Origin of the sequence: Citrobacter cronae, assembly GCF_016893685.1 — a bacterium.
In the GTDB taxonomy this organism is placed as follows: domain Bacteria; phylum Pseudomonadota; class Gammaproteobacteria; order Enterobacterales; family Enterobacteriaceae; genus Citrobacter; species Citrobacter werkmanii.
Genome location: NZ_CP069763.1, coordinates 3845757 through 3859231 on the forward strand (window position 1 = coordinate 3845757; position 13475 = coordinate 3859231).

Annotated in this window: 13 protein-coding genes; 5 read left to right on the plus strand and 8 right to left on the minus strand. The window is 52.2% G+C overall.

Annotation, left to right across the window (positions count from 1 at the left end):
• Positions 1–290: 290 nt before the first annotated feature.
• On the minus strand, positions 291–893 hold the full coding sequence (locus tag JSN25_RS16655) for a helix-turn-helix domain-containing protein (RefSeq protein WP_160955946.1): 603 nt from the start codon (positions 891–893) through the stop codon (positions 291–293).
• A gap of 43 nt (positions 894–936) precedes the next feature.
• On the opposite strand from JSN25_RS16655, the gene JSN25_RS16660 reads away from it, so the two are divergent.
• Positions 937–1632, plus strand: coding sequence for a B3/B4 domain-containing protein (locus JSN25_RS16660; RefSeq protein ID WP_204525154.1), 696 nt, complete (start codon positions 937–939; stop codon positions 1630–1632).
• A gap of 21 nt (positions 1633–1653) precedes the next feature.
• Complete coding sequence (locus tag JSN25_RS16665; protein WP_204525155.1) at positions 1654–2547, plus strand: dihydrodipicolinate synthase family protein; 894 nt, start codon at positions 1654–1656, stop codon at positions 2545–2547.
• A gap of 51 nt (positions 2548–2598) precedes the next feature.
• Here the strand turns inward: JSN25_RS16665 and JSN25_RS16670 are convergent, their stop codons facing one another.
• The 4 genes from JSN25_RS16670 to dpaL all read right to left on the minus strand — a co-directional run bounded on the left by JSN25_RS16670 (position 2599) and on the right by dpaL (position 7660).
• The gene (locus tag JSN25_RS16670) at positions 2599–3762 is read right to left on the minus strand and encodes a M20 aminoacylase family protein (protein WP_137347865.1); all 1164 of its coding nucleotides are present in this window, start codon (positions 3760–3762) and stop codon (positions 2599–2601) included.
• Between the two features lie 19 nt (positions 3763–3781).
• The gene (locus JSN25_RS16675) at positions 3782–5020 is read right to left on the minus strand and encodes a Zn-dependent hydrolase (RefSeq protein ID WP_204525156.1); all 1239 of its coding nucleotides are present in this window, start codon (positions 5018–5020) and stop codon (positions 3782–3784) included.
• A 25-nt stretch (positions 5021–5045) separates the two neighbouring features.
• Positions 5046–6338: an aromatic amino acid transport family protein gene (locus JSN25_RS16680; RefSeq protein ID WP_137347863.1), complete on the minus strand. Its 1293-nt coding sequence runs from the start codon at positions 6336–6338 to the stop codon at positions 5046–5048.
• A gap of 119 nt (positions 6339–6457) precedes the next feature.
• Positions 6458–7660, minus strand: a complete 1203-nt coding sequence (gene dpaL / locus JSN25_RS16685; RefSeq protein WP_087856185.1) for a diaminopropionate ammonia-lyase — start codon at positions 7658–7660, stop codon at positions 6458–6460.
• Between the two features lie 333 nt (positions 7661–7993).
• Between dpaL and JSN25_RS16690 the strand changes: the two genes are divergently transcribed.
• The gene (locus tag JSN25_RS16690) at positions 7994–8455 is read left to right on the plus strand and encodes an Lrp/AsnC family transcriptional regulator (protein WP_038640872.1); all 462 of its coding nucleotides are present in this window, start codon (positions 7994–7996) and stop codon (positions 8453–8455) included.
• Between the two features lie 346 nt (positions 8456–8801).
• On the opposite strand, the gene mppA is transcribed toward JSN25_RS16690, so the two are convergent.
• Entirely contained in the window at positions 8802–10415 is a 1614-nt protein-coding gene (mppA, locus tag JSN25_RS16695; RefSeq protein WP_087856142.1) for a murein tripeptide ABC transporter substrate-binding protein MppA, read from the minus strand.
• A 184-nt stretch (positions 10416–10599) separates the two neighbouring features.
• On the opposite strand from mppA, the gene mpaA reads away from it, so the two are divergent.
• On the plus strand, positions 10600–11328 hold the full coding sequence (gene mpaA / locus JSN25_RS16700) for a murein tripeptide amidase MpaA (protein WP_087856184.1): 729 nt from the start codon (positions 10600–10602) through the stop codon (positions 11326–11328).
• Here mpaA and ycjG read toward each other — a convergent pair.
• Positions 11303–12268 (minus strand): L-Ala-D/L-Glu epimerase, encoded by a 966-nt coding sequence (gene ycjG, locus JSN25_RS16705; RefSeq protein WP_087856141.1) that lies wholly within the window; start codon positions 12266–12268, stop codon positions 11303–11305. The genes mpaA and ycjG overlap by 26 nt on opposite strands.
• 115 nt (positions 12269–12383) lie before the next feature.
• On the opposite strand from ycjG, the gene tpx reads away from it, so the two are divergent.
• Positions 12384–12890, plus strand: coding sequence for a thiol peroxidase (gene tpx, locus JSN25_RS16710; RefSeq protein WP_085048121.1), 507 nt, complete (start codon positions 12384–12386; stop codon positions 12888–12890).
• Between the two features lie 155 nt (positions 12891–13045).
• Here tpx and JSN25_RS16715 read toward each other — a convergent pair.
• On the minus strand, positions 13046–13475 hold a 430-nt coding region (locus JSN25_RS16715), incomplete at its 5' end, for a hypothetical protein (protein WP_204525157.1).

The window sequence follows — 13475 nt, forward strand, 5'->3', positions numbered from 1 at the left end:
ACCCATAAAATCATATGGTTATATTCATCATCACAGCTTTAAGGGAGGTACTGTTGTCTGAGGATAGTCAAAACAATGCAGGTCAGTGATTGAACAGCATCGCTATGCGATGCAAATGCCCGGGAGGCCGGTATCCTTCACCAGCCTTCAGTTTCCGGAGATGACAAAGCACGGGATCTGACAGACAGGTATATCGGGAACAAAGCCAGCCGTAGTTATCTCTGAGAAATAGATCTTGAGCGTATGTCCGGACGATTTTTATCCCTACACATCTCATTCTTACGAGTTACTCAGGATGCTTTCTCATTCACTGTCATGATAAATATCAGTGGGCTCTCACCCCGGTTTTCATAGAAATGAGGGACATCCGTTCTGGCCGTTGCAGAACAACCGGAATTAACCAGATACAGATGCTCTTGTACGCCAAGCGTGAGCGTCCCCGTTTGTACATAAAACAATTCAAGTGTTCCCGTAGAGTGACCGGGAGAAGCAAACTTTTCTCCTGGCTGCATTTCCCACATCCAGAGCTCTGTCATATCCGGCCCCCCGGAACCAGCAAGAAGCCTTGCTCTTCCTCCTTTGTCGCCTTTCCAGAGTTCAGGGATCTCACATTCAGCAATAAGATGGACGGTTGGTTTTGTCCCTACATCGACAAAATCAGCCACCGATACCCCCATTGCTGCAGCCAGACGGCATAACAGCGCAATACTGGGATTGGCCTTACATCCTTCAATCTCGACCAGCGCTCCCTTACTGACATTTGCCTGCCTGGACAGCTCATCAAGCGACATTTTTTTTTGTTTACGGTACTGCTTAATTCGCTGCGAAACAGCTTCATTGACGGTGCTGACATCCGCACCCGCATCGGTCATTAAGTTGACTTTTTTGGTCATTGGTCGATATCATAAAATAAATTGGTCATTACAGGATTATCCCGTGTTAACACATTCTCCGTCAATTGCCCCGGAAGTTTATCGTACTGCTCCCGGTTTTCGAGCGCTTAGTATTTACGTAAAAGCCGCGCCGGTACTGAATCCTGACGTTGGCAGGGCCGCCTTACTGGAAGCTTGTGAGGCGGTTCTGGCAGGCAGACCGGAATGGGCGGAGTCTCATCTGGCCGCATGGGCTGGCGTTTTTCAATCATTTGGCGCCAAACCAAAGCGCACGCCTTGTTCAGCTGATGCGCTACGTAAGCGCGTGCTTCGTGATGGCATGATGCCAGCACTGGATCCTGTTGTTGATCTTTATAACGCCGTCAGCCTCCGCTATGCCGTTCCGGTTGGTGGCGAGAATATTTCCGCTTACCAGGGTAATCCGCGTCTGACCATTGCTGAAGGTACCGAGCCCTTTGACACGATGAAAGAAGGCGCACCTGTTATCGAGTATCCCTCCCCCGGAGAGGTTATCTGGCGTGACAATGCTGGCGTCACCTGCCGTCGCTGGAACTGGAGGCAAGGGATAAGGACACGTTTAAGTGTTGAAGCGCAGCAAATGTGGTTTATTCTGGAAAGTCTGCCACAGATGCCGCTGGAAAAGCTTCATGAAGCAGGAAGAATGCTGACTGACGGTCTGGAAGAAATGATGCCGGGTCTGTGGTTTGAAAATACTCTCATCGAAGATCAGCACCAGTAATCTTATTCAGGACAAACACCTATGTTTACTGGCTTGTCTGCGTTTCCCTTAACTCCAGTCACCACCAGCGGCGTGGATGAAAAGGGCTTCAGTCATATTCTTTCTCGCCTAACAGAAGCCCGGGTTGATTCTATGGGTATCCTGGGGTCAACCGGAAGCTACGCTTATCTGACCCGGGAGCAACGCAAGCGCATCGCGACTCTGGCAACACAGCACGCCGGAGAGATCCCTGTCATGGTGTGTGTAGGTGCTGTCAGCACGGAAGCCATCCTGCATCTGTCAGACGATGCGCAAGCCGCGGGCGCAAATGCCCTGCTGCTCCCGGCTTTCAGCTACCAGCCGCTCCGTGACGAAGAAGTCTTTGCACTATTTGAGACCGTTACCCGACACGCGTCTGTGCCGGTGTGCATCTATGATAACCCGGGCACCACACATTTTACCTTTACGGATGAACTGCACGGTCGTCTATCCTCACTTGAGGGGGTTCGCTCGGTCAAGCTCCCTGGTGTCCCGGATAGCCCGACTGCAGCGAGAGAGCGGGTCGAGGCATTACGTCAACACCTGCGTCCTGGCGTAACCATCGGTATCAGTGGGGATGCTTATGCCGGGCTGGGATTAAATGCCGGCTGTGAAGTGTGGTACTCCGTTAGCGGTGGTTTGTTTCCGGTGATGGCGAAACAAATTACTGACGCAGCGGCGGCGAACGATCATGAACGCGTTACTGCCCTGACAACGCGCCTTGAGCCATTGTGGGCGCTGTTCCGTAAACATGGCGGAAGCATCCGCGTTATTGCTGCTGCCGCAGGCGTGCTTGGACTTACCGATACGGACTGCCTCCCTCGCCCCCTGCAGCCTTTGTCAGCAGGTGATATCGCGGATATTGCCCGTGTGATAACCACACTGGAGTTGAAATAACCGCCCTTGAGGACCGGCTGTCTGCCGGTCCTTCTGAAACCTGACCGGGCATTACTGCGACAGGCGGATTCTGACGATCTCGGCAAAATATTCCGCGCCGGTTAGTAAAATTTCATCGTTAAAGTCATAACAGGCATTGTGCAGCGGCGTATTGCCCTGCGGGTCTGACGCATCGCCGTTACCTAAAAAGACAAAGCAGCCTGGAATTTTCTGCAGGAAAGCGCCGAAGTCTTCCGAGATCATCATCTGCGCGACATTGCCATCGACGTTCTTCTCCCCCACAACGTTCTCTGCCGCGTTCACCGCCACGTCCACGCAATGTTGCCAATTCACCGTTGGCGCGAACTCGTGCGTATAAATAAACTCGCACTGCGCCCCATGCATCGCGCAAATGGCTTCGCTGATGGTTCGCATCCGTTCTTCCAGCAAGGTCTGCACCTCAGGGGAGTAGCTGCGGGTATCGCCCTTAATTTCAACATGGGTGGGAATGGCATTGCGGATGCCATCGGTGTGCAGTTCCGTACATGAAATAACCGCCGGCACGCTAGGATCGACGTTGCGCGAAACGATGGTTTGCAGCGCCAGAATAATCTCCGCCGCAATCACCAACGGATCTTTACTCATATGCGGACGTGCGGCATGTGCCCCCTGACCGGTAATGCGAATAATAAAGTTATCTTCACTGGCCATGATCCCCCCCACCCGCGTAGCGATGGTTCCAGCCTTCATGCCTGGCATATTGTGCAGACCATAAATCTCTTCAATGGCAAAACGCTCGATAACGCCGTCCGCCATCATCGCATTCGCACCGTAACCCGGCTCTTCAGCGGGCTGAAAAACAAAACAGACGGTGCCATTGAAGTTCTGACGCTGCAACAGCAACTGCGCAGCACCCAGCGCAATGCAGGTATGGCCGTCATGTCCACAACCGTGCATACGTTCAGCGGTGCCCGATCGATAAGACCGCTCGCCCTGTTCTGTCAACTGGATAGCGTCAATATCGGCGCGAATAGCGATAACGCCCTTTCCGTCACCGCATTTCAGCACACCCACCAGCCCGGTTTTACCAATGTTACGATGCACTTCGATCCCCATCGCCTCGAGTTTTTCGGCGATGAATTGCGCAGTTTTTACCTCTTCAAAGGCACTTTCCGGGTTGGCATGCAGATGACGACGCCATGCAATAAGCTGCTGCTTTAACTGTTCCTGATTCATATTATTCTCCTGTAAAACGCTATTCCGCGCGCTGGGCGCGTTGTAATACCACCTGCAGCAGCACGTTGGCACCGGCAATCAGGTCTTTGGCTTCGCTATGCTCTTTGACGTTGTGACTAATGCCATCAACGCAGGGGACGAAGATCATCCCGGCCGGGCAAACCGAGGCCATAAACTGCGCATCATGACCTGCACCGCTCGGCAGACGCCTACAACTCAGCGCCTGACGCTTTGCCTCGTCTTCTACGGCATTGACAATTTCATCGGCAAAAATAACCGGGTTAAAGCGCACCAGCGAACGACTGGTTATTTCAACGCCCTCTTCTTGTGCCGTTCTGGCGACAAACTCGGCAAGCTGTTGTTCCGCCAGTTTTAAGGTCTCATTATCGGTATTGCGCAAATCCACCGTCATCACGACATGGTTGGGAATCACGTTAATCAGGTTCGGTTTAAAGACCATATGTCCGACAGTAGACACCTGATCGCCACCAAGAGTAAGCGCCAGTTCACGGGCGTATACGGCGATCTTCGCCGCCGCCAGTCCGGCATCGTGGCGCATATTCATCGGCGTGGTGCCCGCATGGTTGGAGACACCGGTCAACGTAAATTCCTGCCACGAAATCCCCTGCACGCCGGTTACCACTCCGATATCAATTCTCTCTTTGTCGAGGATCGGTCCCTGTTCGATATGCAGTTCAACGTAGCTATCCACCGACAGGTCGCCCGGTCGACAAGCGCCTTTGTAACCAATCTCGCATAACGCCTCATCAAGAGTTACCCCATCAAGATCCTTCGCTGCCAACGCTGCATCAAGAGGATATTCACCAGCAAACACCACGCTGCCCATCATATCGGGCTGAAAACGTACGCCTTCTTCGTTGGTAAAGAAGGTGACCGCCAGCGGACGACGGGGACGAATGCCCGCCTCTAAAAGAGTGGCAATCACCTCCAGACCCGCCATCACGCCGTAATTGCCGTCGTACAAACCGCCAGTGCCGACGGTGTCTATATGCGAGCCCATCATGACCATCGGTAACGCCTCTTCACCGGCATAGACGCCAGTAACATTGCCAATAGCATCGATATAGATTGCCAGACCCAGCGCTTTCATTCTTGCAACGACAAAGTCCCTGCCCGCTTTATCCTCCGCGGTCGCCGCGAGGCGACAGACGCCCCCGCCCTCCAGCGCGCCACATTCGCCGAGCGCGAACAAAGAATCGATAAGCCGCTGGCCGTTAATCTGCAGATAATGACTCATAAAAACATCTCGCTATTCATCGTGGTTACTGGAACATGCCGTAAAAAATGGCAGATACGGTAATCAACCCAATCAGGGTGACAAAAATGTTGCTGGCTTTGCCGCGATACGGTGCCAGCACCGGTAATTTATGGATGGCATACATCGGTAACAGCAGTAGGATGGCCGCCCCAGTAGGGCCGCTGATGCACTCAATAATGCCGAGAATACTGGGGTTTTTATAGGCAGCGAACCAGCAGGTCAGAACCATAAAAACCAGGATAACAGCGTCAACCGCGCGAATACCTGGCTTTTTCCCCCGAGAGGCGGCAGCCTCAAGAATCAGGTCTCGCAGTGATTCATACGCGCCGATATAGTGGCCCAGAAATGATTTGGTAATGGCGACAAATGCGATAATCGGCGACAGCCAGGCAATAATTGGCGTGTCAAACTGGTTCGCAAGATACGAAAGTATTGAGAGGTTTTGCGCCTTCGCTTCCGCCAGTTGCTGTGGCGACAGACTTAACACGCAACTGAGGACGAAAAACAGCACGACCACTATCATCAACAGGATGCCATAGCGCTGAATCTGTGCGCATTTGCGCTCGGCAAGTTCCAGGCCGTAGCGCTGTTTCTGGCGCACAACCATCGGCGAAATAATCGGATAGTGGTTAAACGACATCACCAATACCGGAAACGTCATCCACAGAGTCAAGAAAATGCTGCGCCCATCCCCCATCGCGCTAATGCTTACGGTGTGAAAAATCGCGCCGTTCCAGTGCGGAATCAGAAACAGCGACATAAATATCAGCGAGATAATAAAGGGATAAACCAGGGTGCTCATCACTCGCATGATCAGCCGCTGCCCCAGGCGGACAATAAGCATCAGCCCGAGAATCAACACGATAGCCACCAGCGCCCGTGGCGGCTCCGCCAAGCCGAGCTGGTGGCGGATAAAACTCTGCGCAGTATTGGTGATCGCCACTGCATACATAATCAAAATGGTATAGACGGCGAAAAAATAGATAACGGTAAACACCTTCCCCGCCAGCGCGCCGAAATGTTCGCCGATAACATCGGTAATGGTGCTTTCCGGCGTATTCGAAGAGTAAATGAAGCGCGCCAGTCCGCGATGCGCCAGATAGGTAATCGGAAAAGCAAGAACGAAAACAATCAATAGCGGCCAAAAGCCGCCGATCCCGGCATTTATTGGTAGAAACAGCACCCCAGCGCCAATCGCCGTTCCGAACAGGCCAAGCACCCAAACGGTATCTTCGCCATGCCATTTTGTGGAATTACAATATCCTCTTTCTTCTGTAACAGCAGTTTCAGTATTCATCGGTCATGTTCTCTCAGCATTACGCGAAATCGCATATGTTTTATTTATTGTCAGAACGCATGTCATACCAAGGGCATGTAGGGTAGGTAAGATGGCCCTCTTATTATTGCCGTTGGCGGTTAGCCATTGCGGCCAAACCAGACGATGTCTTCATAGACATCCGGGGAAGTGTCCCCTTCGGTACTGATTAACAGGACGTGCGCATCGGCATTGAGCCGCAGCGATTCGGCGAGATGGCGAAACTCCGGCTGGGTCATCAGCGCATACAGCACCCCCGCGCCGATAGCGCCGGATTCGCCGGAGATAAAGGGTTCATCAGTGCCGGGGCGCGGCGCAGCCAGCAAACGCATACCGTTGGCGGCAAGATGATCGTCAGCGGAGATAAAGCAGCGGGCATGGTCGCGCAGCATCGGCCAACTGGTGATGTTTGGCTCGCCGCAGGCAAGTCCGGCCATCAGGGTCGCCATATCGCCGCCGACGCTGTGCGGCTGACCATCATTAATGGTCGCCGAGCGGTATAGACAATTTGCTTTATGCGGTTCGACAATGACGATTGTCGGCGCTTGCTGCTGCATTTTTTCGACGAAATAGCCCATGATGCTGCCCGCGAAGGAGCCAACCCCAGCCTGCAAAAAGAGATGTGTCGGCAGCGGCGCCCCGCTTTGCATCAGTTGATCCCAGGCTTCAACGGCGAGCGTCATATAACCTTGCATGATCCAGGTTGGAATCTGTTCGTAACCTTGCCAGGCAGTATCCTGCAACAGCACCCATCCCCGCTCTTTAGCGGTTTTATCAGCCAGCCTCACGGTATCGTCGTAGTTAAGATCGGTGATGGTGCATTCAGCGCCATGTCGACGAATATTTTGCGCCCGCACCAGCGATGAACCTTTCGGCATGTAGACCACCGCCCGTAACCCAAGCTGCTCCGCCGCCCACGCCACGCCGCGCCCGTGATTGCCGTCGGTGGCCGTCACAAACACAATATCTTTAATGCGGGCTTTAATTTCCGGCGAATTAAGATCGGCGAAGCTCAGGGTATTAATGTCACGCCCGAGTCGTTCGGCGAGATATTTCCCCATAGCATAAGATCCACCCAGCCCTTTAAACGCATTAAGACCAAATCGCTGCGCCTCATCTTTAATATGCAGCGACCCCAGCCCCAGACGCTGGCTTAAATAGCCCAGCTTGCGTAGCGGCGTTACCCGGTAGTCAGGAAATTTCTGGTGAAAAGCCAGCACGTCTGCGCCGACACGGTCATTGAGCAGGCTGAGATCGACGCCCTGACCATAAACTTTTTGGCGAGAATTGAATTGGTATTTCATTATGTCCGTCATAAATACACCTTTTTTATTCATACCGTCATGCCGCGATGAATTAATTCCCCCACTAAACAACAGGCGTAGAGCTCCACGCGGCCAAATTAAGCGCAGGCCGAATAACGGAATGAACGGGTTGTGAAATAATGTGGGTTGTGTCGTTATCGGCTAAAAAACACGATTTATCGTCTTCCCACTGATTGAGATGGTACACTGCCCCCAACGGTAAAATGGCGCAAAATTGCCCTAAGAGGCGCAATTTTCAATCTGATTTACCTATCTGGCGCAACAAAGTTGCATTAGTGAGGCGTATCACACTTTTATAAGGCCGTTGAAACGATGAAACTGGACACTTGGGATAAAAAAATACTCACACTGTTGCAGCGCAATAATCGCCTGTCGCAGCGAGAGATCGCCGATCTCGTCAGCCTTTCCCCCTCGGCAGTCAATCGGCGGATCGCTGCACTGGAAGAAGCCGGTATTATTAGAGGCAGCGTCAGCCTGATCGACGCCACTAAAGTTGGTCGCCCTATCACTATCATGGCGCAGGTCACCATTGAAAATGAGCGTCTCGATCTGCTGGAAGAAGACAAGCAGCGGTTCGTGAGTTGTCCGCAGGTGCAACAGGTTTATTACGTTACCGGCGATTTTGATTTCCTGCTGGTAATGAACGTCCGCGATATGGCGGAGTACGAGGCCCTGACCCGCGATCTCTTTTTCGCATCAGGGAATATCAAATCCTTCCGCACCCTCGTTTCGATGCAAAATGCCAAGCAGGAAATGACAGTGGTTATCGAGTAAAACGCCCGGCGGATGATGGCGGCAGGTCAGAAATTGGCCCATGTCTAATTTATTTCCGAAATCCGCCTTCCATATGCGAATTCTACTTGTCTGCCAGAAGATGACAGATAACATGACTATCCCCCCGAGTAACGGGGAAAACGATTTTTTATTGGGCTACAAACAGAGAGACTACAGAAAGGACACCGAATCCGCTGGCGTAACCAGAACATACAGGCCATCACGGTCTGCAATCTTGCAGTTTTTCTCTCTGGCTTTCAGATGCTAAAGAGAAACTAGCGCGGTAAACTGCGCCAGCTCTGGGTTTATCCGTGGTTACCTTGCGTTAACATGAGGCCAGTACTGATTAGTGCCTCACAATATACATTGTGCGGCTGTATGCGACATCTTCAGGGTTAGTAATCGGGTACCCTTTCAGCCACGGTTTAATTAACCGCCCGTTGGTATACTGATAAATTGGTGCAATAGGTGCCTGTTCCATCAGAATTTTCTCTGCCGTATTATAATCCGCATTCCGCGCCTTCTCGGTATTTTCCAACGTAGCCTGAGTTAATACTTTATCGTATGCCGGATTATTAAAGCGGGAGATATTGCCCGTATGGGTCGATGTTAATAACGACAGGAACGTAGAAGGCTCATTGTAGTCCCCCACCCAGGAAGCGCGGATCACATCAAAATTGCCGGTATTACGGCTGTCGATATAGGTTTTCCACTCCTGATTCTGCAGTTTTACGTCGACACCGAGGTTTTTCTTCCACATAGAAGCCACTGCGATAGCAATCTTTTGGTGGTTTTCAGAGGTATTGTACAGCAGCGTCAGTTTAAGCGGTTTCTGTGGACCATAGCCAGCTGCACGCAGCAGGGTTTTCGCCTGAGCATTCAACTCTTCCTGACTCATTTGCTCAAACGGCGAAGGTTCAGGTACAAATCCTGCCGTAACATCCGGCGTGAAATGCCAGGCGGGCTTCTCGCCGGTACCTAATACTTTCTCCGCCATCAAACGACGATCGATCGTCATACTCAGCGCCAGGCGCACGCGGGAATCGGCAGTCGGTCCCTTCTGGGTATTAAAGGCATAATAGTAAGTGCCAAGCTGAGGCGGGGTATAAACCTGGCCCGGAATATCCTTCAACAGTTTCTGATACATGTTTTTCGGGAAGGATTCCGTGATATCAATATCACCCGCAAGGTAGCGCTTAGTGGCTGCCGATTCCTGATTAATGGGCAGGAAGGTGACTTTTTGCAGAACCGTTTTGCCGTTGTCCCAGTAATGCGTATTCGGTACAACGACCAGTTTTTCATTTACGACGCGATCTTTGAGCACGTAGGCGCCGTTACCAATCAGATTACCCGGTTTGGTCCACTCTTTGCCGCTCTCAACATTGGCTTTTTGTACCGGATAAAATGCAAAACTTGCCGTCAGATTGGCAAACCAGGGGAGCGGTTTATCCAGTTGAACTTTTAATGTACGCGCATCGACCGCGCTAACGCCAAGCTTATCAGGCGCTGCTTTGCCATCGATGATCGCCTGAGCATTGCTAATACCCGCCAGCGCAGCAAACCACGCAAACGGTGATAGTGTTTTGGGATCAACCAGACGCTGCCAGCTGTAGACAAAATCCTGCGCCGTTACCGGTGTACCATCGGACCATTGCGCATTGTCACGTAGCGTAAACGTCCAGATGCGGTTATCGTTACTTTTCCACTGGGTGGCGACGCCAGGAACAATTTCTCCCTTCTCATTCTGATTGACCAGCCCTTCAAATAAATCACGAATGACCTGAATTTCAGGAAGTCCGACGGCCTTTGCCGGATCAAGCGACGCCGGTTCATCTTTTATATGCCGCACCAGTTCTTGTTTCTCTGCCAGTACCGTTCCGCTGGGAACATCAGCAGCCCATGATAAGGAAATGCTACTAACCAACAGCGCACAACAGGTTACTGAAACAGAATGCTGCATAAAATACCCTCAATTCCGGCTACTAAGTGAATGTGTAATTATTTGTATCGCCAGCAGGAAATGCAATTAACTTCCGACAAGAAAGTGATATTACACCTGAAAAGATAAGTGTGTGAAAACGATTTGATTATCCATACATTTTGCACAACACTGCGAGTAACTATTCGAGCATTTAGAGATGACTATGACCGCTACCCGTCCCCGTGCCGAGCGCGGCGCATTTCCGCCAGGAACCGAACATTACGGACGTTCATCGTTAGGCGCACCGCTAATCTGGTTTCCTGCGCTGGCAGCCGATCATGAAAGCGGCCTGATACTGGCAGGTACGCACGGCGACGAAAACTCATCTGTCGTCACCCTTTCCTGCGCATTGCGTACGCTTAACCCTTCCCTGCGTCGTCACCATGTGGTGCTGGCGGTGAACCCCGACGGTTGCCAGCTTGGGCTGCGCGCAAATGCGAACGGCGTAGATCTTAACCGTAATTTTCCTGCCGCAAACTGGAAAGCGGGTGAAACGGTATATCGCTGGAACAGTAGCGCCGAAGAACGCGACGTGGTTTTGCTGACCGGCGAGCATCCGGGGTCAGAACCAGAAACCCAGGCGCTGTGTCATCTTATTCACCGGATTCATCCCGCCTGGGTGGTTTCTTTTCACGATCCGCTGGCCTGTATTGAAGATCCCAGACGCAGCGAGTTAGGCGCATGGCTGGCGCAGTCATTTGAATTGCCGCTTGTCACCAGCGTAGGTTACGAAACGCCTGGCTCTTTTGGTAGCTGGTGCGCCGACCTGAACTTGCACTGTATCACCGCCGAATTTCCGCCCATTTCATCCGATGAAGCGAGCGAGAAATACCTGCTGGCCATGTCCAATCTCCTGCGTTGGCACCCTAGAGATGAAGCTGTCCGGTCGTAAAATGCAGGGATGGCTCCGCGTCGCTGGCAAGCCAGGTAGGTCCATCGAGATCGGCAAAACTGACCTGCGGCGTGAGGGGTAACGCCGCGCTAATCGCCCGGGATGTACACAGCATGCAGCCCAGCATCAGCGCAAATCCCTGCTCGCGCGCATCGACGGCCAGCGCCAGCGCTTCGGTCAGGCCCCCTGTTTTATCCAGTTTGATATTGACCATTTCATAGCGCCCGTGCAGCGCTTTCAGGCTGCTGCGGGTGTGGCAACTTTCATCTGCGCAGATCGGTAGCGGATGCACAAAATTCTCCAGCGCGGCATCATCCTGCGCCGGGAGCGGTTGTTCCAGCATCGCAACCCCTAAATCAGCCAGAAGCTGACAGCGCGCGGCCAGGCCCTCTGCCCGCCAGGATTCGTTAGCGTCGACGATGATCGTGGCCTCAGGAACAGCCGCACGAATGGCAACCATCCGTTCGCTGATTAAACGGGCATCCAGTTTGACTTTCAGCAGTCTCGCCCCATTCTCCCACAGTGCCGCCGCGCTCGCCGCCATCTGTTCGGGCGTTCCAATCACCACCGTTTGCGCTGTCGTCACCACCTCAGCCAGTTCGCAACCCACCAGCTCAGCCAGAGACAACTGCTGTTGTCGCGCATTCAGATCCCACAACGCACAGTCCACCGCGTTACGCGCCGCTCCCGCTGGCAGCAGCTTTTGCAGTTCTTCACGCGTCAGTCCATTTTCCAGTTGTGGCGCAATGCTCATAATTTGCGCCAGCACTGAGGCATCGCTTTCACCGTAGCGCGGATAAGGCGTACACTCTCCGACGCCTGTGACACCATTTTCTTCCACTTCGACCACCACCACATGCGCTTCGGTTCTGCTCCCACGGGCAATAACAAAGGGAGTGTGCAGCGGCCAGGCTTCCTCATATACCTTTACTGTTCTCATTCGTTTTCCTTAGTGCAGTCCCTGAAGCGGATATCCGCAAATAGCGTTTGCCGTGTTAACTGCTGATGGCATAAACTAGCCTCGACGTTAACTATATGTAAACAGGAAGATAACCATGTCACAAACCGTTCATTTCCAGGGCAACCCGGTTGCAGTCGCTGGCTCCATTCCTCAGGCAGGAAGCAAAGCTCAGGCTTTTACCCTTGTGGCTAAAGATCTGTCTGACGTTACGCTGGGCCAGTTCGCCGGCAAGCGCAAAGTGCTGAATATTTTCCCAAGCATCGATACCGGCGTTTGCGCGGCATCGGTACGTAAGTTTAACCAACTGGCGACAGAAATCGACAATACCGTCGTACTGTGCGTTTCGGCCGACCTGCCCTTTGCACATTCTCGTTTTTGCGGTGCGGAAGGTCTGAGCAACGTTATCACGCTGTCCACCCTGCGCAATGCAGAATTCCTGAAAAACTACGGTGTTGAAATCACTGAAGGCCCATTAAAAGGGCTGGCCGCGCGCGCCGTGGTGGTTATCGACGAGAATGACAACGTTATTTTCAGCCAACTGGTCAATGAAATTACCAACGAGCCGGATTACACTGCCGCTCTGGACGTGCTGAAAGCGTAATAAACACTTAGCCTTCTATACAACACATTCTCAACCTCGCTACGGCGGGGTTTTTTATTGTGCACAGCCCCTCCAGCCAGGCTGGGGGTTTTCCATAGACAACAAGTAAGCCGTAACATTGCTGTTACGGCTTTGAAGGTGAGGACTTTTTTAACTTACCTGGACGCTTTTAACATCTCATCCGTTAAGGTAATCGAATCCAGCACGGTAAATATTTTTGCACTTTCACTACTGCCGTCGGCGGTAGCCGCATAAACTTTATCACCCGCTTTCAGTTTATTCACAGAGATAGTCTCAGAAGGCGACCAGTAACCCCGCTGCGAATTCAACACCGTGGAACAACCTTTACCGGACTTCTTGACCCCCCCATGGAACCATGAGCCACAAAAATTGGTGGTCGTTTTTCCTTTCGCGTCGGTTGAATCGTAATAAAAGTTAACGTACTGATATGTAATCATCATCGACGTACTTGCATTAATCGTATACGTCAACGAACCATTTTTAACCGACGTCTCTGACGATGCAATTTGCGAAGGGCTGCCCGTACTCACATCTTCAAGTGTGTACTGATAAGTTAACACAACA

Bases quoted from the DNA above. Each gene is read 5' to 3' on its own strand.
- mppA (WP_087856142.1), bottom strand. From the start codon at position 10,415: ATGCAGCATTCTGTTTCAGTAACCTGTTGTGCGCTGTTGGTTAGTAGC.
- mpaA (WP_087856184.1), top strand. From the start codon at position 10,600: ATGACCGCTACCCGTCCCCGTGCCGAGCGCGGCGCATTTCCGCCAGGA.
- dpaL (WP_087856185.1), bottom strand. From the start codon at position 7,660: ATGAAATACCAATTCAATTCTCGCCAAAAAGTTTATGGTCAGGGCGTC.
- JSN25_RS16675 (WP_204525156.1), bottom strand. From the start codon at position 5,020: ATGAGTCATTATCTGCAGATTAACGGCCAGCGGCTTATCGATTCTTTG.
- JSN25_RS16680 (WP_137347863.1), bottom strand. From the start codon at position 6,338: ATGAATACTGAAACTGCTGTTACAGAAGAAAGAGGATATTGTAATTCC.
- tpx (WP_085048121.1), top strand. From the start codon at position 12,384: ATGTCACAAACCGTTCATTTCCAGGGCAACCCGGTTGCAGTCGCTGGC.
- ycjG (WP_087856141.1), bottom strand. From the start codon at position 12,268: ATGAGAACAGTAAAGGTATATGAGGAAGCCTGGCCGCTGCACACTCCC.
- JSN25_RS16665 (WP_204525155.1), top strand. From the start codon at position 1,654: ATGTTTACTGGCTTGTCTGCGTTTCCCTTAACTCCAGTCACCACCAGC.
- JSN25_RS16655 (WP_160955946.1), bottom strand. From the start codon at position 893: ATGACCAAAAAAGTCAACTTAATGACCGATGCGGGTGCGGATGTCAGC.
- JSN25_RS16690 (WP_038640872.1), top strand. From the start codon at position 7,994: ATGAAACTGGACACTTGGGATAAAAAAATACTCACACTGTTGCAGCGC.
- JSN25_RS16670 (WP_137347865.1), bottom strand. From the start codon at position 3,762: ATGAATCAGGAACAGTTAAAGCAGCAGCTTATTGCATGGCGTCGTCAT.